This is a genomic window from Pseudomonas poae (assembly GCA_028869255.1).
Classification (GTDB): domain Bacteria; phylum Pseudomonadota; class Gammaproteobacteria; order Pseudomonadales; family Pseudomonadaceae; genus Aquipseudomonas; species Aquipseudomonas poae_C.
The window spans coordinates 3,483,415-3,505,301 of sequence record CP110972.1 but is presented as its reverse complement, the minus strand read 5'-3'; the positions used below and the strand labels follow the sequence as shown (position 1 = coordinate 3,505,301).

Here is a 21,887-nt window from a genome sequence, read left to right as displayed (position 1 = left end):
ATGAACCCATCCCGGTTGATCAACTGCACGGTCATCCTGCTGATGGGGCTATTGCCGTTGGTGGCGGTGGCTCTGGACGAGCCGCACACCTTGCGGCTGCTGGGCCACTCAACCCTTGAAAACGCTTCCGTGAGCCTGGATGAAGGCGACTGGCGCTGGTTGCGTGAGCGGCGCACGCTGGCGATGGGGGTGTCGGCGCCCGACTATGCCCCCTTTGATCTGAGCAACAACCAAGACGAGTTTGAGGGCGTCACCGCCGATTATGCGGCGCTGATCGCCCAGGTGCTGAATATCGCGATCGAGGTGCGGCGTTACGATACCCGCGATGAAGTGATTGAAGCGCTCAAGACGGGCGCCGTGGATTTTGTCGGTTCCGCCAATGGCTACGAGGCGGCCGACTCGCAGCTGGTGCTGTCGCGCGCCTATGCCAATGACCAACCCACACTGGTGACGCGGGTGGGCGACAGTCAGGCGCTGAGCGCCGACCTGGCGGGCCGGCGGGTGGCGATGCTCTACCACTATATGCAGCCCGGCGCGGTGCAGGCGTTTTACCCCAAGGCGCAGTTGCTGTTGTTTGGCTCGACCTTCGAAGCCATCGGCGCCGTGGCGTTCGGCCAGGCGGATGTCTACCTGGGCGATGCCATCAGCACCCGCTACCTGATTAACAAGAACCACCTGAATAATGTGCGCATGGCGGATTTTTCCGCGATGGAAGCCAACCCGTTCGGGCTCGCTGTCGTCAGGCAAAACAGGCGCCTGCTGCGCATCCTCAACGCCGCGCTGGCGGCCGTTCCTGCCAACAAACAACTGGAAATCCTGCGCCGTTGGAGTGCCGGCGGTATTGGTTTCCTTGGCGTCGAGCGCTTGCGCTTGAGTGACAGTGAGCAGCGCTGGCTGGAGAAACATCCACGGGTGACCGTGGCGGCGTTCGACAAATATGTACCGCTGTCGTTTTTTAACGAGCAAGAGCAGTTTGAAGGCTTGAGCGCCGAGGTGCTGTCCCGGATCAGCTTGCGTACCGGCCTGAAGTTCGATGTGCAGCAGGGTGGTTCGATGGCGCGTCAAATTGAAGCGACGAGTGCCGGGCAGGTGGACATGATGTCAGTGGTAACGCCCAGCGTTGCGAGTGCCGAGAAGATCCGTTTTACCCGGCCCTACCTGTCAAACCCCTACGTATTGGTGGTTTCCGCGAGCAACGAGCGCCTGATGACCCTGGAGGACATGACGGGTAAACGCCTGGCGCTGGTCAGCGGTAACGACATTACCGCGCAGGTTGCCGAGGAATACCCGGGCATTGAGTTTGTCTACGTCGAGAATACCGAGCAGGCCCTGGCGTCGGTGGCCAAAGGCAAGGTGGACGCGAGCGTGGTTTCGTTGATCAGTGCGCGCTACATGATCATGCGCTATTACCGTGAGCGCCTGCGCATCACCAGTACCGTCGGCAGGGAGCCTGCGCGCTTTACGTTTGGCGTTAACCGCAGCCAGCTGGAGTTGTACTCGATCCTCGACAAAGCGCTGTTGAGCATCACACCCGAAGAAATGGACGAGCTGACCAACCACTGGCGCAGCGAGATCATCATCGAAGACGGCTACTGGATACATAACCGTAGCCTGATTATCCAAGGCTTTGGGGTGGCCGCGTTGCTACTGCTGGTCACTCTGGGGTGGGTATTTTACCTGCGCAGCCTGATTCGTAAACGCGCCCACGCGGAGCGGGCCTTGAGCGACCAGATGCGCTTTATGAGTGTGCTGATCGACGGCACACCGCATCCGATTTATGTACGCGACCGCCAGGGCCGGTTGATGGCCTGCAATAACGCCTTCCTCGATGTGTTCGGTTTCAAGCTGGAAGACGTCATCGGCAAGACCGTGGTTGAGACCGACACCGGCAACCCGCCCCAGGCCCAGTCGTTCCATGCCGATTACTTGCGTTTGATGGCGTTGGGCGAGCCGCAGATCCATGACCGTGTGCTCAAGTTGCCCGATGGCGGGGTGCTGACAATCTACCAATGGATGCTGCCGTACCGTGACAGCAATGGCAGCGTGGTGGGCATGATTGCCGGCTGGGTCGACGTGAGTGAGCGCCAGCGTTTGTTGGGCCAATTGCAGGAGGCCAAGGAGGAAGCCGACGCCGCCAACCGCGCCAAGACCACCTTCCTGGCGACAATGAGCCACGAGATTCGAACGCCGATGAACGCGGTGATCGGCATGATCGAACTGGCCCTGAAAAACGCCGAGCAAGGCCGTGCCGACCGCGATGCGCTGGAGGTGGCGTCGGTAGCCTCGCGGGGCATGCTGGAGCTGATCGGCGATATTCTGGACATTGCGCGGATCGAATCCGGCCATTTGTCGCTGGCCCTGGAGCCGGCCAACTTGCATGAGCTACTGGCCTCGGTGGCACGGGTATTCGAAGGGCTCGCGCGGGACAAGGGCCTGGTGCTGCAGGTAGAGCTTGACCCGTTGATCGACCGTTCGGTGTTGATCGATCCGCTGCGTTTCAAGCAGGTGGTGTCCAATCTGTTGGGTAATGCGATCAAGTTCACCGCCTCGGGCGAAGTGCGCCTGGGTGCCCAGGCAGGGGTTGACGGCCCATTGAACCTGCGGCTTTGGGTGGAGGACACGGGCATTGGCATCAGTGCTGAAGATCAACTGCGGCTGTTCAACCCGTTTGTGCAAGGCAGCAATCATGAGCAATCGGCGCGCAGCGGTTCGGGCCTGGGGCTGATGATCAGCCGTAACCTGTGCGAGATGATGGGCGGCCAACTGCATTTGAGCAGCGTGCTGGGCAAGGGCACGCGGGTGGATGTGAACCTGGCGCTGGCGTTGACCACGGCGGCGCCGGCCTCCTTGCCCGCCCCGCACATGCCGCCAGCTCACGCCTTGAATATCCTGGTGGTGGACGACTACCCGGCCAACCGCCTGTTGCTGGCCCGCCAGCTGAGCTTTCTGGGGCATCGCATCGTCACGGCTGACGACGGCGTGCAGGGGTTTGAACTGTGGCAGGCCGGGCATTTTGATGGCGTGATCACCGATTGCAATATGCCCTTCAAGGACGGCTACACGTTGGCGCGCGATATTCGTGAACAAGAGCGTCAGCGCAGCCTGAAGCCCTGCCTGCTGCTGGGGTTCACCGCGAATGCCCAGCCGCAAGAGACCGAGCGTTGCCGCGAGGCCGGCATGGACGGTTGCCTGTTCAAGCCTACCGGGCTGGAAGACTTGCGTGCCGCCTTGGTCTCGCGCACCGCTGGCGCCACCGATGAAGCTGAACCTGTATTTGATATCAGTGCGCTGATCACCCTCACGGGCGGCGATAAGGGCGCGCTCAACGAGTTGCTGTTGCCCTTGCTCGGTAGCCTGGAAGAAGACCGCGTGTTGTTGATAGCCTTGCCTGCGCGAGTTGATTTTGCCGCGCTGCATGACCTGGCCCATCGCGTCAAAGGCGGGGCGCGCATGGTCAAGTCCCAGGCGCTGATCAGTTGCTGCGAGACCTTGGAAAGCGTGTGCGAACGTCGCGACAGCGCTGCACTGGAAGCGGCGTTGCAGGCAACAGGCGCGGCCATCGAGCATTTACATGACAGCCTGAGTCGCTATTGCAATCAGGCTTGAGCCGGCTGACGACCATTCGGTGGATTTGGGAGAACTCCTACGCGAAGGGGGAACATCGCTGATTTTGTCCACGGGTTATGTCTGGAAAATGGGCCACGCTCACTGACGAGCACTGCCTGCCCGGGGGGCTGCCATGCCGAACAAAGCACTCACCATCCTGATTGCCGATGAACAACACCAGCAACGCTTGCACATCGAAAAGATGCTCAATCAGTTGGGGTACCACCGGATCGTGCCGGTGCAAACCTTCGAAGAGGTGCAGATACTCACCGCCATTCCGGCTGAACCCTTTGACGTGCTGATCATCAATGCGGGGCTGGCGCTCGATATCTGCGGGCCCCAGCCCCAGGTACGCCATGTGCTGGTCTACGACCTTCTGGAGCAGGGCGCGCCGGTCGGCGCAACACCGACCGTGCGGATACGGCTGCCGGGCATGCCGGACAACGTCAACCTCGAACACTTCATGGACATCGTCGACCCGCCCAATTCCACCCGTAACTTGCGGGTGTTGCCGTGGCTGCGCGAGTTATCGCGCACGCCCGTGGCCGGCGTTTAGTCCCACTGCGGCGCGATGCCTTTGGGGCTGGTCAGACGGTGGCCGCGTTCCAGGCCGGCAATGCGCGCCATGTCGGCCTCGGTCAAGGTCAGCTGCAGGGCCTCGAGGTTGCTTTGCAGGTTGGCGCGTTTGGTCGACGACGGGATTACCGCGTAACCCAGCTGCATGGCCCAGGCCAGGGTTACTTGCGCCGGGGTCGCTTGATGCCGCTCGGCGATCTGCTGGATCACCGGGTCCTTGAGCACTTCGCCATAGGCCAGGGTCATGTAGGAGGTGATCTGGATGCCGTTGGCGGTGGCGAAATCCGCCACTTTGCGGTTTTGCAGGTAGGGGTGCAGTTCAACCTGGTTGGTGGCGATGTTCTCGGCACCGACGGCGGCGATGGCCTGTTTCATCAGGTCGATGGTGAAGTTGGAAACACCGAGCCGGCGCGTCAGGCCCAAGTGTTTGGCTTCGAGCAACTGGCCCATGAACTCGGCGACGGGTACCTGGTCTTCCGGCGATGGCCAGTGGATCAGGGTCAGGTCCAGGTAGTCGGTCTTGAGCTTGCGCAGGCTTTCTTTGAGGCTGGGGATCAACTGGCCTTCGGCGAAGTTCGCGATCCAGATCTTGCTGGTGATAAACAGTTCATCACGTGGCACGCCGCTGTCGGCAATCGCCCGGCCGACATCGGCTTCGTTCTCATAGATTTGCGCGGTGTCGATGACGCGGTAGCCCAGTTTCAGGCCGTTGCTCACGGAATCAATCACCACCTGGCCTTGCAGGCGAAAGGTGCCGAGGCCGAAGGCGGGAATGTTGTGCGTGGGAATAGACATCAGTAACTCCTGAGGGGGATGAACCATGGCGTCGAGTATCCGCCCGCGAACCCTTCGGAAAAACCGCCTTATCCGAAAAGGACTCTTTACCAAAAATCACGAGTGGCGGTGCGCTGTATCCCCTCTCTCAAACCCCGTGAAAATCAATGTGGAAGTCGGGCTTGCCCGCGATAGCGGTACATCAGTACGCAATGTACTGGCTGACTCACCGCTATCGCAGGCCAGCCAGCTTCCACATTTTGAACTTCATCCGTCAGTTGCTTTTGTGTTGCTCGCGCAACCGTTCGGCAGCGCTGCGCAACAGCTGCTCGGTGCCGTCCCAGCCGAGGCAACCGTCGGTCACCGACACGCCGTATTTCATCGACGGGCTCAAGGGCTGGCAGCCCTCGAACAGATGACTTTCCAGCATCATGCCGATCAGTGAAGGGTCACCCTGCAAGCGCTGCTCCAGCACGTCGTTGAACACCGCCGGTTGACGCAGCGGGTCCTTGCCACTGTTGGCGTGGCTGCAGTCGACCATGATCCGCGCCGCGACCTTGGACTTGGCCAGGTCGTGCTTCACCTGCGCCACGCTCTGCGCATCGTAGTTCGGCCCGCGGTGACCGCCGCGCAGCACCAGGTGCGTGTCGGGGTTGCCCTGGGTCTGGATGATCGCGGGATGGCCCTGGCTGTCGACGCCGAAGTGGCGGTGCGGGTGGGACGCCGAGCGCATCGCATCACAGGCAATCGCGACGCCGCCGTCGGTGCCGTTCTTGAAACCCACGGGCATGCCCAGGCCGCTGGCCATTTCGCGGTGGATCTGCGATTCGGTGGTACGTGCGCCAATCGCGACCCAGCTGAGCAGGTCGTCGAAGTAACCGGCGGCCATGGGTTGCAGCAGTTCGGTGGCGACCGGCAGGCCCAGGCGCAGCATTTCGCGCATCAGCTCGCGTGACAACGTGAGACCGGCGGCCATGTCATCGCTGCCATCGAGGTGCGGGTCGTAGGCCAGGCCCTTCCAGCCGATGGTGGTGCGCGGTTTTTCGACGTAGGCGCGGATCACCAGCAGCATCTGGTCGCTGACTTCCAGCGCGAGCTTCTTCAGGTTACGTGCGTATTCCATGGCCGATTCCGGGTCATGGATCGAGCATGGGCCGACAATCACCAGCAAACGGGAGTCTTCACCGTTGAGAATGGCGCGCACGGCTTGGCGATGGGCGTGCACCTGTTCATTGAGGAACGGGCTGAGGGGCAACTGGTGCTTGAGCTCAAGCGAGCTGGGCAGGCGCTGGGTCAGGGCCTCATTGGCGCTGGACAGGTTCGAAACGGGTAGAGCGGCGGTGGCGGAGTTCATATTCAAGGCTTCCTGGGCAAGCGGCGGGCTGTTCCCGCACGCTCTGCCCTACTGGGGTGTTCGACAATTGGCCGGATTGGCTACGTGTGTTGGCTTGCCACCAATAGGTGACCGATCGGAGGCGGCAGGCTGTCCCGAGCGGAGCTTGCTAAATCGCCATGCAGTGCAAGTGTCGTAACGGTAATAGGTGGCGTAGTTCATGTCGGTGAGTCCTTTTAGTGTTCGGTGTGAAGCAAAATTATTAAGGGCTGAAAAAACAAAACCCCCGGTCGGGGAGCCGACCGGGGGTTAGATTTCTCTGGTAGGCGACCCCTTGAGTAGTGGGCGCCGATTTCAGGTATCAGGCGCGCCAGTGGCTAAACCAATACCCAAAATAAAAGCTGACCGGTTTCACACGGGTAGCCGGCACCGAGCGCGAGGCGCTGGCAGCAGGGCAAACCGGGGTGAGGGTCAGTTGCAACATGGTGTGTCTCCAAATGATGGGTGGAGCTTACGCGAGGCGCACGGCTGGATTCAATCAGTAATTTCTATCGCGTTAGGGACTTACGGCTATGAGGTAACTGCCGATATGCTTGTCACACTTTGATAATGATTGCTTGGACGCGACCATGACTGCCCTGACGCTTGCTGCTGCTCAAACCCTTTCCATCGCGGGCGATGTGCCGGCCAATCTCCGGCGGCACTTGGCATTCATGCATGCGGCGGCGGAGCAGGGCGTGCAATTGCTGGTGTTTCCGGAGTTGTCGTTGACTGGGTATGAGCCGTCCCTGGCAGCGGAGTTGGCGATAACGCCTCAAGATGCAGTGTTGGCGCCATTGCGTGAAATGGCACGGGAACTGCGGTTGACGGCGGTGGTGGGCATGCCGATCAGGCTGGCGCCGCAAGGCGGTGTATTGATCGGCGCGCTGGTGCTGGGGGCGGACGGCTCCCTTGCCGTTTATACCAAGCAGCATCTGCACCCCGGCGAAGAGCTGGCGTTTACAGCAGGGCAGGGCGGCGCAGCGCTCGAATGGGGGGATGATCGGATCGCGCTGGCGGTGTGCGCGGACTTTTCCCACGCCAGTCACCCGCGCCAAGCGGCGCAGGCTGGCGCCAATGTGTACGCCGCCGGTGTGCTGATCAGTGACGGCGGTTACGCCACGGACAGTGCGCTGCTTAAGGGCTATGCCGCCGAGTATCGGATGCTGGTGTTGATGGCCAACCATGGTGGCCCGTCGGGTGGCTGGGCTTGCGCGGGGCGCAGTGCCATCTGGAGCGCCGCGGGCGACTTGCTTGCCGCCGCACCGGGTGTTGGTGAGGCCTTGGTGATTGGCCGTCGCGATGGCGGGTGCTGGTCTGGCCAAGTGGTAACGCTTTAAATGACGTTTAACCTGCGTGCAGCAACGAACCGGGACCTGCCCTTTGCGCGAACACTGACCCATCAGGCCATGAGCCGCTATTACCTGCAGTACGGTTTGCTGTGGTCAGACGAGGGCTTTGACGTGGCGTGGGCGGGGCGTGAGAACTGGCTAATCTGCAACGAAGAAGCGGTGATGGGGTTTATCAGCCTCAGTCGCGACAGCAAAGCCCTGTATATCCGCGAGCTGCACATGCTCGAAAACTTTCGCAAACAGGGGGCGGGCAGTTGGGTGCTGGAGCAGATGGCGCTCAAGGCAAGCATGCAAGGCCGTGGTCTTCTGCGCTTGACGGTGTTCAAGACCAATCCGGCAAGAAGGCTGTATCAGCGTCAGGGGCTGAGCATCGTTGGAGAAGAGGATTGCTTCTGGCGCATGGAGCGTGAGTGCCTTGAAACATCATCGGAGTAAAACAGGCACGCTCGTTTAATAGGCGCATACTGCCTTCAGGAAACGACTTCTCTATCGCTATGCTGGAGCGCAGGTTCGTCCAGGATAATCCCTTCTTTCATGCCCAACAGGACCGCCACCTTATGGGCTTCTCCACGCCGTCCCTTTTTACGCCCTGCGAGCACTTGATACGTAGTTGCCGGATCAACACCATGCTCGCGCGCGAACGCTTGAACTGATTTTCCTTGATGTTCCAACCAAGCCTTGGCTTGTGCAGCAGTGCGGATACCGGGCATAGTTCAAAACCGTTCAAGTTTGTGTAAAACGAGATGAGTGTGTCACCTCTAGGGGTGTGCCAGATAGGATCATACATCCAAATGAGTGGAATCGGTTCGCGTTTGAGGCAAGAAAGAGAGCGGCTTGGTTTGTCGCAAAAAGTGTTTGGTGAAATCGGAGGCGTCGAAGCCAACGCGCAAGGCAAGTATGAAAACGGCGGGCGTGCACCCAAGGCTGACTATCTGTCCCGAGTCGCCGAAAAAAGGCGTGGATATCCTGTATGTGTTGACCGGTAGTCCTACGCCGATTCAACTGGAAAACCTGAGTCATATCGAAGAAAAAGTGCTGGGAAATTACCGGGCGATGTTCAAGGAAGACCAGGATGCAATCCGCCGCCTGACCACTACCTTGGCCGAGCATTCGTCAATACAGAATGGAAAACCCAAGCCGCAGCCCCAGGATTCCTGACTGTTTACCCGGGAAACAGCGCAGTTCGCCACATGGCGGGCAGGTGCAGCGCGCTGAAACTCTATATATATGACACTTGCAACTAGGTCTGCGCCTTGGTTTTTTGCTAAGGTGTTCAGCAACCTATAAGACCATATCGCGAGGTGTCTGCTTGATTAGGGTGCTAGTAGTCGATGATCATGATCTCGTTCGTACAGGCATTACACGAATGCTGGCTGACATCGATGGCCTGCAAGTAGTCGGCCAGGCCGAATCGGGGGAAGAGTCCCTGATCAAGGCCCGGGAGTTGAAACCCGATGTGGTGTTGATGGACGTCAAGATGCCTGGGATTGGCGGTCTTGGTGCCACGACCAAATTGTTGCGCAGCCATCCGGACATAAAAGTCGTGGTGGTGACCGTGTGCGAGGAAGACCCGTTTCCTACCCGCCTGCTGCAAGCAGGCGCGGCGGGTTACCTGACCAAAGGTGCGGGCCTGGCCGAAATGGTTCAGGCCATTCGCCTGGTGTTTGCCGGCCAGCGTTATATCAGCCCGCAGATTGCCCAGCAGTTGGCCATCAAATCCTTCCAGCCCACCAGCGACTCGCCGTTTGATGCGCTGTCGGAGCGGGAAATCCAGATCGCCTTGATGATTGTCGGTTGCCAGAAGGTGCAGGCGATCTCCGACAAGCTGTGCCTGTCGCCCAAGACCGTAAACACCTACCGCTATCGCATCTTCGAGAAGCTCGCCATCAGCAGTGATGTTGAATTGACCCTGCTCGCGGTGCGCCACGGCATGGTGGACGCCAGCGCCTGACATGAGCACACCGTTTGATCCAAGTGCCTTCCTCTCGACCTGCAGTGGCCGCCCTGGCGTGTACCGCATGTTCGACAGCGAGGCGCGCCTGCTGTATGTCGGCAAAGCCAAGAACCTGAAGAATCGCCTGGCGAGCTACTTTCGCAAGACTGGCCTGGCACCCAAGACCGCTGCGCTGGTGGCGCGCATCGCCCAGGTCGAAACCACGATCACCGCCAATGAAACCGAGGCGCTGTTGCTTGAGCAGACGCTGATCAAGGAATGGCGGCCGCCCTACAACATCCTGCTGCGCGATGATAAATCCTACCCGTATGTGTTCTTGTCTGACGGCAACTTCCCACGCCTGAGCATTCACCGTGGCGCCAAGAAGGCCAAGGGCAAGTATTTTGGTCCTTATCCCAGCGCAGGAGCGATCCGCGAAAGTTTAAGCCTGCTGCAAAAGACCTTTTTTGTGCGCCAGTGCGAAGACAGCTTTTACAAGAACCGCACCCGGCCCTGCCTGCAATACCAGATAAAACGCTGCAAGGCGCCCTGTGTGGGCTTGGTGGAGCCGGCGGAATATGCCGAGGATGTGCGCCATTCGGTGATGTTCCTCGAAGGTCGTAGCAATGCCCTCACCGATGAGCTATCGGGTGCCATGGAGCAGGCGGCCGGCACCCTGGATTTCGAGCGGGCCGCCGAACTGCGCGACCAGATCTCCCTGCTGCGCCGCGTCCAGGACCAGCAAAGTATGGAAGGCGGCACCGGTGACGTGGACGTGATCGCGGCCTTCGTCAACCCGGGCGGCGCCTGTGTGCACCTGATCAGCGTGCGCGGCGGGCGCGTGTTGGGCAGCAAAAACTTCTTTCCGCAGACCGGTATCGACGAGGAAGTGGCCGAGGTCATGGCGGCTTTCCTGGGCCAGTATTACGTCAGCAGCCCCGAGCGCGACTTGCCGTCCGAGCTGATCGTCAACGTGGTGCATGAAGATTTCCCCACGCTGATCGAAGCGATCCATGAGTTGCGCGGCCGCGAGCTGGACATCAGCCATCGCGTGCGCGGCACCCGCGCCCGCTGGCAGCAACTGGCCGTGACCAATGCCGAGCAAGCCCTGGGCGCGCGCTTGGCCAATCGACAGCATGTGGCTGCGCGTTTCGAGGCCCTGGCCGAAGTCCTCAACCTGGATGAGCCGCCCCAGCGCCTGGAGTGCTATGACATCAGCCACTCCAGCGGCGAGGCCACTGTGGCGTCGTGCGTGGTGTTCGGGCCGGAAGGGCCGATCAAAGCCGACTACCGGCGCTATAACATTGAAGGTGTCACCGCCGGCGATGACTACGCCGCCATGCACCAGGCGCTTACGCGTCGCTTCAGCAAGTTGAAGGACGGGGAGGGCAAGCTCCCGGATATCCTGCTGGTGGACGGTGGCAAGGGCCAGTTGTCCATGGCCCGTGACGTGCTCAACGAACTGGCCGTGCCGGACCTGATCCTGCTCGGCGTAGCCAAGGGCGCCACGCGCAAGGCCGGTTTCGAGACGTTGTACTTGAATGACGCCGCCCATGAGTTCACTTTGAAGGGTGACTCACCCGCGCTGCACCTGATTCAACAGATTCGCGACGAAGCCCACCGTTTTGCCATTACCGGCCACCGCGCGCGGCGTGGCAAAACCCGGCGAACCTCAACCCTGGAAGGGGTGGCAGGGGTTGGTCCGACCCGTCGTCGTGACCTGCTTAAACATTTTGGTGGCTTGCAGGAGCTATCCCGTGCCAGCATTGACGAAATAGCCAAAGCACCCGGTATCAGTAAAAAGCTCGCTGAGTTGATTTATGCAAACCTGCACAGCGAATAGAATGCCTTTCCACCTCGTAGCCAGTTGTGCCGATGAATATCCCTAATCTGATCACCGTTCTACGCGTCCTGCTTATCCCGATTTTCATTTTGTTGTTCTATTTACCGTACGAATGGAGCTACCTGGCCTCAAGTTCGGTGTTTGCCTTTGCGGCCGCCACCGACTGGCTCGACGGCTACCTGGCCCGCCGCCTGGAACAGAGCACGCCTTTCGGCGCGTTCCTCGACCCTGTGGCCGACAAACTGATGGTGGCGGTCGCCCTGGTCCTGCTGGTGCAGGAACACGGCAACCTGTGGCTCACCCTGCCGGCCGCGGTGATCATCGGCCGCGAGATCGTCGTCTCGGCCCTGCGCGAATGGATGGCCGAAATCGGCGCCCGCGCCCACGTTGCCGTCTCCAACATGGGCAAATGGAAAACCGCCGCGCAAATGCTCGCGCTGGTGATCCTGCTGGCCAACCCGTCGGACTTCACCTTCTGGGTTCTGCTGGGCTACGCCCTGCTGTTGATCGCCGCCGGCCTGACCCTGTGGTCCATGCTCCAGTATTTGCGCGCAGCCTGGCCTCACCTGCGCACCACCGTTGAAAAGAAATAAAACTTTTTTGAATCAAGGGGTTGACGGGGGTTCTGGATTCTATAGAATGCACACCACCAAGACGCGGGAATAGCTCAGTTGGTAGAGCACGACCTTGCCAAGGTCGGGGTCGCGAGTTCGAGTCTCGTTTCCCGCTCCAAAATTTGATCCACAGATGTCCATTGGGCACTGGGGTCCACGAAATAGACGCTTAGGCGTCTTTTTTCGTTTCTGCGGAAAACCACTGAAAACCAGGGTAATCCAGTATGTTTAAGTACCTTTTTAAGTACTTTTTCCGGAAAGACTCAAATTCGTATTGTTGCTGGATCCTCTCAGGTCGCCAGACGAGCATCGGGTGCTGACTCTCTAACAGGAGCTCACCATGCCTCTATCAGATATGGCCATTCGGCACGCCAGACCTACAGATAAAACCTACCTCAGACCTGGACGTCGTCGCACTGCCCAAACCACCGGTGGCGAACAACCCCTATCTGCTGATGGAACAACTGCCCGACCAGATGTTAGCGGCACGCCGCCCCATATAGCCAGCGGGGGGAGGGGGAAGATTTATCAATATGATCCAGCAACGTAATGCCGGCAGCATCACGCACATTTTCAAGCCGCCACAGGTTCATTGCAGTATCTAATGTTCACCGCGTGTTGGCAGAACGAATCGCGGTTTCCCGAGCACTTGAGTTGCCAGCCGAGACGCGAACCTGCGCGACACGAATCGCACGCCCAGGCATGACAACTTGTTGAACAGGCCGGGCACAACCGTGCGCCTGCCGCGTAGCATCGCTTGGACTGCAGCGTGTGCCACGAACTCCGCGCTTTTCATCGATGCGTTCGCGATCTTCGAGTAGTCGCCCCCGCCTGACGCAGCATGGAAGGCGGTGTTGGTGCCGCCTGGGCAGATGCAGGTCACCGACAGCGGCGTGTCGCGGTGCTCGTCATGCAGAGCCTCGCTGAAGTTGCGCACGAAGGCTTTTGACGCGGCATACAGCGCCATGTTCGGCACTGACTGGTACGCGCCGGTCGATGCGATGTTGACCATGTACGCACGGCCGGTGCTTGCCTTGCGAGTGTCAACGAAGCGCCTTGCAAGCTCGACAAGTGAGGTCATGTTGACTTGGACGAGTTCGGCGTCGCGCGCCCAGTCGACCGCGTCGAATCGGCGGAAGTAGCCGAATCCGGCATTGTTGATCAGGATATCGATGGGGCCGGCGGCGATCACTTCGTCCCACAGCGCGCGTGCGGCATCGGGCTTGCCGAGGTCGGCGGTGACGATCTCGACCTTCACACCCTCGCAGGATGCGGCCACCGATTCGAGTGCGTCGCGCCGCCGCGCCGTCAGCACCAGATCCACGCCGAGCGCCGCAAGTTCACGGGCGATTGCCGCACCAATGCCACTGGAAGCGCCCGTCACCAGCGCCCGCTTGCCAATGTTGCCTGTTGTATAAGTGCTCATGGCGTTCTCCTTATCGTGTAGCGCCAGGTGGATGCAGAGGTGTGTTAACGAGCCAGAAACTTGAGCGCGGCGGGTACGAAGTCGGCATAAAACTGAAATATGCCGCCATGACCGGCGTCAGGGTAGATGATCAACTCGCTGTGGGGGAGCCTGCGTGCAAGATCACGCGAGTTCTCGATCGGAACCATCAGGTCGTCTTTTCCATTGGCGATAAGCACCGGTTGCTTGACGACAGAGAGATCGGAGGGGCTTTCTCGCCCCAGGCGCGCAGGGCCTTTAACTGCGCCCGATAGGCGGAAAAGCTGATCTCGTCGTCGCGTTTTTCAGAACGCTCTTTCAGCCGCTCCAGGAACGCCTTGCCTGCGGCGATTCCGTTAGCGGTACGCGTGAAGAACAGAAACTGTTTAGGATCCTGGAACGTCAAGAGGCCCCGGATCAGGGCTCTATTGGAAACGCCGGCGACGGTGCTGATGCCCTCGCCACCTGCCGGGCCGGTGCCGGCCAGGATGATCTTGCGGACAAGTTGCGGCTCCTTGAGCACGATTTCCTGGGCAATCATGCCTCCCATCGAGAAGCCGAACAGGTCGACCTGCGTGTAGCCCTTGGCTTTGATGAAGCTGATTGCATCATCAGCCATCTGTTCGATGGTTGCCGCAGGTTCGCCGGTTGAAGCGCCGACGCCACGATTGTCGAACACGACAACGTGGTGGTTCGCCGCGATCCCGTCCACGACACGCGGATCCCAGTTGTCCAGCACGGCGGCCAAGTGGTTTAGAAACACGACGGGCGTGCCACCCTGATTCTGTCCAAGCTCACGATAGGCGTAATAAACACCGCCTGTGGAGACGAACTGGGTGCGCACATTTCGCCATTCGACACCCGGTCGAGATTCGCTTGATGATGGGCTTGGCGCCGGGGAGCCCACTGCCTGGACCTGGGCGGATGCCGTATTGAAGGATGCTCCAAACGTGACGCACAGCACGGCCATTGCAAATAAACGATGCATGGGTTTTTACTCCAGAGTTGAGTGTGTCGAGCCCTAGCGCGTCGTAAAAAAGACCTGTGCAGGGTTTTTAGCCGGCTGCAAGTATTCTGTTAACCCCTGGAACCACATCACCTCAACAAAATCACCGCTGATTTTTAGATCGCCTTTACGCAACCCAGTCAGGAATTCATCTTTGCTGTCTTTAGCCGACAGTATGGCGAAGCCTCTTTGTGCGTTTCTAAACGACAGAGTGAAGGCTGGCTTTTGCGTTAAGCCTGCGGCAGATTTTATCTTTCCGTTCGCAACGGTGAAGTAGCGACCCACGCCATCCTCTGTTCGAATCTGAAAGACCAGCGACTTGCCTTTGACCAGTTTTGCGCAGCCGGGGTTTTTCTTGATGGCTCGCTGTAACAGCTTGGTCAACGCCCATAACAAAAATTTGAATTTCAGCATGATGTACTCGCTCCGTAGGGGTTATTCGCTGAGGAACGCGATGGCGTGTTTCAGAAAGCGCTCAGGGCATTGGAATTGGGCGCCGTGGCCCGCATCCGGGTACAGGAATAACTGGGCGTTCGGGATGTTCTGGGCCATGTACCAGGAGTTGACCGTTGGAACCATGATGTCATTCATGCCGTTGAGGATGAACGTTGGCTGTTTGATGGCGCGCAGATGATCGAAGGGATTTTTTGGGTCCGGCTTGGGCATAAAGTGCATATGGGCTTCGATCTGTGCTTGTATCACCTGCGCAGAGCTTGGCGGGTCCTGGTCGACGCGCTGATGACGGCGCTCCCAGAAATCGCGTCCTGCCTGTCGCGCCGCTTCGGATCGACCGAAAAACAGAAACAGAAAATCGTCCACTGTGGGGACGGGACGTGGTGCGGCTTCCAACACACCTGGGTCTGAGTCAGGATTACCGCCACGCGGCCCGGTACCCAGCAGCATCAGTTTGCGCACGAGGTCGGGATGGCGTCGAGTCAGGTCCTGTGCGATAAAACCGCCGAGCGAGAAACCCAGCACATCGACTGTTGATAGACCGAGTGCGCGGATCACCGCGGCAGCGTCGTCGGCCATCAGCTCAATTCGGTTACGCGGTTCTCCGGAAGAGGACGCAATGCCGCGACCGTTGTAGAGAATGACCTCGCGCCCTGCCGCCAGCCCATCCGTCATGATGGGGTCCCAATGATCCATGCCGCCACGGAAATGTTGGAGGAGGAACAGGGGAGGTTGGTCTGTCTTGTCATTGCCCCAGCGGCGGTAGGCGAAGGTGTCCCCATCGACGTCGACATAGAGGGTAGGGGCGGTTAGATGGCTATAGCTCATTTTGAAGTGCTCCAAGATTTTGTCATGTTGTGCAGGCGCCGCCGTTGAACCTGTGTACGTAAGGGGGCAGGCACAGTGAAAATCAGCGCGATCGGGTCAGCGACGGCCGCGCTCATGCACGCGCGCGTCGCGTACGGAATGTGCCCCAGCCACTTTTCAGCACCGATTTTGCAAGTGCCCAAAGCCCACTTTCATCGGGTTTTGGATCACCGCCACTGGCGATTCGCTTGAGCTGCAGCGAGTACCACAGAATTTCCATGACCCCCATCTGATCGATCTGCTTGATGCCTGTGGTGATCGGTCGTACACGCTGCGCGCTGTCCTGCCCTTGCAGCAGGGCCGCCGGTGCTTCGGGATCAATCGCCAACAGCCGTGCCAGGCCTATGACATCCAGCGCGCCGGAACCCAACGCGGCGTTCATGGCAGCGGCGCTGCGAAAACCGCCTGTGACCATCAGCGGCACGTCGATCGAGGCGCGCACTTTCTCGGCAAACTCCAAAAAGTAGGCCTCACGTGCGACGGTGGATGCTTTTTTGGTTTCTTCGAGTCCGCCACTCATGGCGGGCGCTTCATAAGTGCCGCCCGAAATTTCAATCAGATCGATGCCTGCTTCGGCGAGTGCATGGATCGTTGCCATGGACTCTTGTTCATTGAAACCGCCGAACTGGAAGTCTGCAGAATTGAGCTTGATTGCGACCGGAAAATCGGCGCCGACCTGGCGCCGTATTTCGGTATAGACGGCCAAAACGAAACGCCGACGTTTTTCAGGGCTACCACCCCATTCATCCGTTCGCCGATTGTGGTGAGGAGACAGGAACTGGTTGATCAGATAACCGTGCGCGCCATGGATTTGCACGCCGCTGAAACCCGCCTTCTTGCAGGTGGCTGCGCTGCGGCCGAAGCGTTGAATTATCTCTTCGATCTCGGCCGTCGTAGCTTCGCGTGGAGTTTCGAAGAATGAGGCCATGTCCTTGCGAAACGGCACGGCAGATGGCGCGAGGTTGCTGTGGTTCAGACCTTTGGTCGACTGCTTGCCGGGGTGATTAAGCTGCACCCAGATCGCGGCGCCTTGCTCGGTTGCGGCATGCGCCCACTGGCGTAACATCGGCAGGTCCGCATCATCCTCAATCACCACATTGCCCGGTTCACCGAGCGCACGCCGGTCGATCATCACATTTCCAGTAATCAGCAAACCAATGCCTGACGCGGACCACCGACGGTAAAGCTCGACGAGTTTCAATGTGGGGCGATTGTTGTAGGTGCCCAGCGTTTCGCTCATGGCCGCCTTGGCTAGGCGATTGCGAAAAACGCTCCCGTTCGGCAGGTGTAAGGGCTGGTTCAGCAGATTTTCTTCAGTCGGGGAGGCGGTCATGGTGATTTCTCTACAAAGGCTATTTCAAGATTGAAGGGTGTGCACTGGGACGCGATCCGACATCCGCCGCAATTGGGTGTTTTTTACTGGGATGTAGGACATGGCATGCTCGGTCAATGCGGTAATAGTCAGGCTTGGATTAACCCCGAGATTGGCGCTGAGCATCGAGCCGTCGCAGACCAGCATGTTTCGATAACCGAAGACGCGGCTCTGCACGTCCATCACGCCTCGCTCTGGCGAATCGGCCATTGCACAGCCACCCATGCAGTGCGCGGTGGTCGGGATGTTGAATAAGATTTCGGACAGAAAAGTTGTCGGTATGCCGCCAAGTGCTTTTGCGCCTTTTTCGGCAAAGGCATTGGCTTCTGGAATGAATGTCGGGATCGGGCCTCCCTCGCTGTCCAGCTTTTTTGCGAATGGCCAACTCCAACGACGTTTGAGCCTCATGTTCAGCGACGCGTCCACGGTTTGCATCACCAGCAACAACATCGTCTGACGAGCAAACCCTACGGGGTTGTGCACGTGCAAAGCTTGCAGTGGGTGCTTGAGCAGCATCCACAGCCAGGTAAAAATTCGTGTCCACCCGGCACGTCCGCCGCATAGCAAAGTCATCAGCAGGCCAATCGCATCCGAGCCTTCCGGGTAACGCACGACGCCGATATGGGTGCGCTCATCAAGGTAGATGCCGCCACCACCCGCCAGCCCTGGCGACATGCTTTTGTCCGTTGCAGGAAAGCGAATCCCAATAAGCGACTCGGCATTCGTACGTACCCGCTTTCCCAGGTCCGCACTGATGTGTGGCAATGAGCCTTTTTGCTTGAGGCGAAACAACAACTCCATCGTGCCCAAGGAAGACGCGGCGAAGACCAAGCCGCGGCAGCGGAAACTGCGACGCTGCTTTTTGAACCAAGCCGTTGAGCACTCGGTAAAGACTTCATAACCCTCACTGCCGTCTTCTTTGTTGTTAAGCGGCCGGACGTCTACCACCTTGGTCTCAGCAAACACCTGGGCACCACGCTTTTGCGCGAGATAAAGGTAGTTTTTGTCGAGCGTGTTTTTTGCGTTGTGCTTGCAACCCATCATGCAACCGCCGCACGCGGTGCAGGTTCCGCGATCGGGGCCCTCACCGCCGAAGTAGGGGTCCGGATAAGTCTTGCCGCCTTCCTCGCCTTCAGGAGCAAAGAACGCTCCTACGTGGGGGGCGTGATACGTGTGGCCAACGCCTTGCAGATCCGCCATTTTTTTGAGGCGTAGATCGGCCTCTGCCATGATTTTGCTCTCTGTCACGCCGAGCATTTTCTCTGCCGTGGCGTAGTGCTGCGGCATGATCCGTTTCCAGTCCGCTAAACCGGCCCAGGAACCTTCACTCCATATGCTGTCGTTCGGCTTCAGCAAGACATTGGCGTAGGTGATTGATCCACCACCCACCGCGTTGCCGCTCACGATCATCACGTGGCGGAATTTGCGCATGTTGTAGAAGCCGAACATCTTCATGCCGGGTCGCCACATCCAGCGACGAATGTCCCAATTCGACTCGGGGAAATCCTCGGGTGTCCAGCGTCGACCCATCTCCATGACTGCGACGGAATAACCTTTTTCGGTCAACCGCAAGGCAGACACGCTGCCGCCGAATCCTGAGCCGATAACGATATAGTCGAGATCGAAAGATGAGTTCATTTCGTACTGCCCAGGCAAGCACTGCGTTGAGGCGTAAAAAAACGGGTCATGCTGCGTCTCCTTATTTTTGTAATGGCGCTTCGGACACTGGTGACAGGGCAGGTGTTACTGAAAGTGGTTACACGCCGCATGAGCGTTTGACGTGCACGGGGTTACCACCGGACGACATCGGATGCAGGCAAGTAGGAGCAGATAGATTCGGCTGGCAGCTAAGGGGACAGCGTTGTTCCCCGTGCGCGAGAATGCGACGGATTGAGCACGGGCAATAAGGTGCGGGTGGGTGTCTGGGTATAGCGGCTCATTCAGGCCCGCCACCTCCCAAGAAAAACAGGAGGTGGCCCCAGGTTTTAGGGCTTGTACTCGAGTACTTTGAACACGCGCGTAAACGCTGGACGATCGCCGATCAGCAGTTTTGCCTGTCCTTCGCGAAGCGCCTGCGTTGGCGTGACCTCGCGTAGGGCCAGAGCAATGAACGTTTGCATATCGCACTGGATCTTGACGTCGACAGGCTCCGCGCAGGGCCCCGACCTCGCCAACAGGCTGCCGTCGTTGACTTGTATATGGAAGACTTCTGCTCCCACTTGAAATTCGTAGACTTCCTGCAAGCCGATGCTCGATGCCGAATCGTTCGCACTGGTCAGGCAAAGTGCTATGAGCTCCGCCCGCGCACTGGACGGATCGATGCGCTCGTCGATCGGCAAACTCAGCCCCCAGAAACCCAACGCGAGCACTGGCTTGCGTAGCCGTTCGCCCAGCGCCGTCAGCTCGTAGGCGGGCGTAGCAGGAGGCGTGCGCAACGTGACTTGTTGAATAACGCCATTCTGCACCAGCATGGCGAGACGTTCCGAGAGCCGGTTTGGACCCATTGCGGTCAGAATCGCGAGCAGGTCCTTGAATCGCTTTGGACCCAGCAGGAATTCGCGAATCAATAGCAGCGTCCAGCGATCTCCCAGCACATCCAGCGACCGGGCGATCGGGCAGAGTTGACCATAGGTTTTGTTTGTCATGGCTTATTGTACATATTCCGCTCAGCCGATACGTGGCGCAATACGGTAGATCGGCAAGCACCACCCGTTCAAGACCTGGTGCCTTTCCCTTCGGTAGCGTCGCTGAACGCGTCGCCGTCGATTGGAACGAGCGCAGCGTTTGAGCATTTTCTGCTGCTGATCTCATGGCCGTTCTCATGTATCGCTCGCTGCTTGGGTGGGTCGAGTGTCGCTCTTGATTTCACTATACGATCTGTATACTAATAATGCTATACAAATAATATAGCTTCATGGGTTTTTGAGCGTAGCGGAAATGCCGTTAACGGGGGTTGCTGATCGGCAGCCAACCCACGTCAGATCAGTTCAAAAACGGTATGTCATTTGAACCGCTACACCGTTGGCGCTGTTCTCGTACCTGGCGCTATAAGCCGGCTGGAGTCCGGAGGTGTTGGCTTGGCTTATCGAGCTGCTGCCTTCCCACAGGTAGGCGTAAGCGAGGTCGAAGGTGAGATCTTCATTGGGTGAATAACCGGCTCCGAAGGTCAGTGCCCGGCGATTGCCTACGGGAATGCGCACTTCCCGATTTGCATTGGTAGTCGGTGATGGGTCGTAGGCGAACCCCCCGCGTAGTACCCACTGCTCGTCAAGCTGATAGGAGGCGCCCACTGCCACTGCTGTGGTGTCATGCCAGTTCAGTTCCTCGCCGATAGTGCCAAACCCCAGTTGCTGCCCAAGCGGTGACACACCTTTATTCATCGCTTCGAGCTTGCTCAGCCGACTCCAGCGCGTCCAGGTGGCACCCAGGTAACCGGTCCAGCGATCATTGAAGTGATGGGTGAAAGAGGTATCCACTGACTCTGGAAGGGTGGTGGTCAAGGAGGCCGCATACTTACCGTTCAGGCCTAACACGCTCGGCGCGTCTTTAACTCCAGTATGACCTTTGAGTGTATAGGTGACCTTGGAGTGATAAGTGATGCCCCACGTCGTTGCGTCATTCAGATCGATCATCAGCCCAAGGTTGTATCCGATCGCGGTATCGTCGCCCTTGATAGTGATCTTTGTGTCCTTGCCCGCATTCAGCGCACCCGTGGCCAGATCGTTCTCTAGTTCGCCGTCTATGTGATTGATGGTCGGGCCACCGCCGATACTGATGCGCTCGTTGAGTCGATAGGCGAGTGTCGGCTGCAGGGTGACCACTTTTACCAAGCTGTTACTACCGTGATAGCGGCCCTGAAAGCTGCTTTCATAATCGTTGCTCAGCCCCTGGGGAACATAAATACCCATTCCGAAGGTGAAGTCCTGATTGATCGGCGTGGAGAAGTAACCGAAAGGTAGCGTGATCAAAGGTACTGAGTCGCCTTTGTTGCCGCCCGAAGCACCGCTCTGAACGTCGTGGATATCGGTCTTGGCACTGACCACCGCGAAACCGCCACTGACTTCGGTGCGCTTAAGCTTGCTCAAGCCGGCGGGGTTGCCATAGACAGTGCTGGCATCCAGCGCTGTTGACGCGCGACCTGCATAGGCAGTCCCGGCAGCGCTGGCGCTTTGCTCATTGACGGCCAGGCCATTGGCAATAGCAGTGGAACAAAGACCGCAAACGGTCAGCGCGAAAGTGCTTTGGAGAATGATTTTATTCAATTTCTTACTCCGATCAGGGTGAAAGCGTGGTCCATCACCTGTTTGCGGCGATCACGTTCCCCGTCATGCACCGGTGCAATGGAGAGGATCCATAACCGTGACGCCTGGTCATCTGCGTGTTTTCCAGCGACCCAAAAAGAGAGCTAGGTCAGCGAGGAGCGCATTGGCAGATTGGCGGGCAAGCGTTGCTTCATAGAGGCATCGCTTGCTGGGCCTGAGGGAGGATTGGTTGATCGGGGGCTCATCGATTTGGCTCGCGAATGCGTTGGCTTGATGTCGATAGCGAGTGGGGAGGGGGGTAGGCGTGCTGACCTTTGCAGTCGAGCATTGCCCCGGGTTTTCGAGGTTGGATAACCCGCAGGCTCAAACCCTGAGTCATCGGGCGGGCATGCTGGCTTTTAGCGAAGCCGGCG

Annotated in this window: 18 protein-coding genes, 1 tRNA gene and 1 pseudogene; 9 read left to right on the top strand and 11 right to left on the bottom strand. The window is 58.8% G+C overall.

Annotated elements, in window-relative coordinates; translation table 11 throughout:
• Together LRS56_15650 and LRS56_15645 are read left to right on the top strand one after the other, a co-directional pair.
• Complete coding sequence (locus tag LRS56_15650; GenBank protein ID WDU60355.1) at positions 1-3,606, top strand: transporter substrate-binding domain-containing protein; 3,606 nt, start codon at positions 1-3, stop codon at positions 3,604-3,606.
• A 133-nt stretch (positions 3,607-3,739) separates the two neighbouring features.
• A complete protein-coding gene (locus LRS56_15645) occupies positions 3,740-4,162 on the top strand; it encodes a chemotaxis protein CheY (protein ID WDU60354.1) in 423 nt (140 codons plus the stop codon).
• On the opposite strand, the gene dkgB is transcribed toward LRS56_15645, so the two are convergent.
• A complete protein-coding gene (gene dkgB / locus LRS56_15640; protein WDU60353.1) occupies positions 4,159-4,977 on the bottom strand; it encodes a 2,5-didehydrogluconate reductase DkgB in 819 nt (272 codons plus the stop codon). The genes LRS56_15645 and dkgB overlap by 4 nt on opposite strands.
• Before the next feature lie 253 nt (positions 4,978-5,230).
• Positions 5,231-6,310, bottom strand: coding sequence for a 3-deoxy-7-phosphoheptulonate synthase (locus tag LRS56_15635; protein WDU60352.1), 1,080 nt, complete (start codon positions 6,308-6,310; stop codon positions 5,231-5,233).
• A gap of 608 nt (positions 6,311-6,918) precedes the next feature.
• Here LRS56_15635 and LRS56_15630 point away from each other — a divergent pair.
• Positions 6,919-7,668 carry a carbon-nitrogen hydrolase family protein gene (locus tag LRS56_15630; protein ID WDU60351.1) on the top strand — a complete coding sequence of 250 codons (750 nt, stop codon included), beginning with the start codon at positions 6,919-6,921 and terminating at the stop codon, positions 7,666-7,668.
• Positions 7,669-8,115 (top strand): GNAT family N-acetyltransferase, encoded by a 447-nt coding sequence (locus LRS56_15625; protein WDU60350.1) that lies wholly within the window; start codon positions 7,669-7,671, stop codon positions 8,113-8,115. It abuts the gene before it with no gap.
• 35 nt (positions 8,116-8,150) lie between these two features.
• Here the strand turns inward: LRS56_15625 and LRS56_15620 are convergent, their stop codons facing one another.
• Complete coding sequence (locus tag LRS56_15620; GenBank protein WDU60349.1) at positions 8,151-8,390, bottom strand: DNA-binding protein; 240 nt, start codon at positions 8,388-8,390, stop codon at positions 8,151-8,153.
• Between the two features lie 81 nt (positions 8,391-8,471).
• Between LRS56_15620 and LRS56_15615 the strand changes: the two are divergent.
• The 5 genes and pseudogenes from LRS56_15615 to LRS56_15595 all read left to right on the top strand — a co-directional run bounded on the left by LRS56_15615 (position 8,472) and on the right by LRS56_15595 (position 12,188).
• A pseudogene (locus LRS56_15615) lies at positions 8,472-8,838 on the top strand (helix-turn-helix transcriptional regulator).
• A gap of 151 nt (positions 8,839-8,989) precedes the next feature.
• Positions 8,990-9,631: a UvrY/SirA/GacA family response regulator transcription factor gene (gene uvrY, locus LRS56_15610; GenBank protein WDU60348.1), complete on the top strand. Its 642-nt coding sequence runs from the start codon at positions 8,990-8,992 to the stop codon at positions 9,629-9,631.
• 1 nt (position 9,632) lies between these two features.
• Positions 9,633-11,456: an excinuclease ABC subunit UvrC gene (uvrC, locus tag LRS56_15605; GenBank protein ID WDU60347.1), complete on the top strand. Its 1,824-nt coding sequence runs from the start codon at positions 9,633-9,635 to the stop codon at positions 11,454-11,456.
• A 32-nt stretch (positions 11,457-11,488) separates the two neighbouring features.
• Positions 11,489-12,049 carry a CDP-diacylglycerol--glycerol-3-phosphate 3-phosphatidyltransferase gene (gene pgsA / locus LRS56_15600; protein WDU60346.1) on the top strand — a complete coding sequence of 187 codons (561 nt, stop codon included), beginning with the start codon at positions 11,489-11,491 and terminating at the stop codon, positions 12,047-12,049.
• A gap of 63 nt (positions 12,050-12,112) precedes the next feature.
• Positions 12,113-12,188, top strand: a tRNA-Gly gene (locus LRS56_15595).
• A gap of 483 nt (positions 12,189-12,671) precedes the next feature.
• Here the strand turns inward: LRS56_15595 and LRS56_15590 are convergent.
• From LRS56_15590 to LRS56_15555, 8 genes are all read right to left on the bottom strand, one after another.
• On the bottom strand, positions 12,672-13,496 hold the full coding sequence (locus LRS56_15590; GenBank protein ID WDU60345.1) for an SDR family oxidoreductase: 825 nt from the start codon (positions 13,494-13,496) through the stop codon (positions 12,672-12,674).
• A 187-nt stretch (positions 13,497-13,683) separates the two neighbouring features.
• On the bottom strand, positions 13,684-14,502 hold the full coding sequence (locus LRS56_15585) for an alpha/beta hydrolase (protein ID WDU60344.1): 819 nt from the start codon (positions 14,500-14,502) through the stop codon (positions 13,684-13,686).
• A gap of 33 nt (positions 14,503-14,535) precedes the next feature.
• Positions 14,536-14,934 (bottom strand): helicase, encoded by a 399-nt coding sequence (locus tag LRS56_15580; protein ID WDU60343.1) that lies wholly within the window; start codon positions 14,932-14,934, stop codon positions 14,536-14,538.
• A 21-nt stretch (positions 14,935-14,955) separates the two neighbouring features.
• A complete protein-coding gene (locus LRS56_15575) occupies positions 14,956-15,801 on the bottom strand; it encodes an alpha/beta hydrolase (GenBank protein WDU60342.1) in 846 nt (281 codons plus the stop codon).
• A 112-nt stretch (positions 15,802-15,913) separates the two neighbouring features.
• The gene (locus LRS56_15570) at positions 15,914-17,173 is read right to left on the bottom strand and encodes an NADH:flavin oxidoreductase/NADH oxidase family protein (protein WDU60341.1); all 1,260 of its coding nucleotides are present in this window, start codon (positions 17,171-17,173) and stop codon (positions 15,914-15,916) included.
• 24 nt (positions 17,174-17,197) lie between these two features.
• Positions 17,198-18,850, bottom strand: a complete 1,653-nt coding sequence (locus tag LRS56_15565; protein WDU60340.1) for a GMC family oxidoreductase — start codon at positions 18,848-18,850, stop codon at positions 17,198-17,200.
• Positions 18,851-19,197: 347 nt separating this feature from the next.
• The gene (locus tag LRS56_15560; protein ID WDU60339.1) at positions 19,198-19,857 is read right to left on the bottom strand and encodes a winged helix-turn-helix transcriptional regulator; all 660 of its coding nucleotides are present in this window, start codon (positions 19,855-19,857) and stop codon (positions 19,198-19,200) included.
• A gap of 342 nt (positions 19,858-20,199) precedes the next feature.
• On the bottom strand, positions 20,200-21,465 hold the full coding sequence (locus LRS56_15555) for an outer membrane protein transport protein (GenBank protein ID WDU65758.1): 1,266 nt from the start codon (positions 21,463-21,465) through the stop codon (positions 20,200-20,202).
• Positions 21,466-21,887 lie beyond the last annotated feature (422 nt).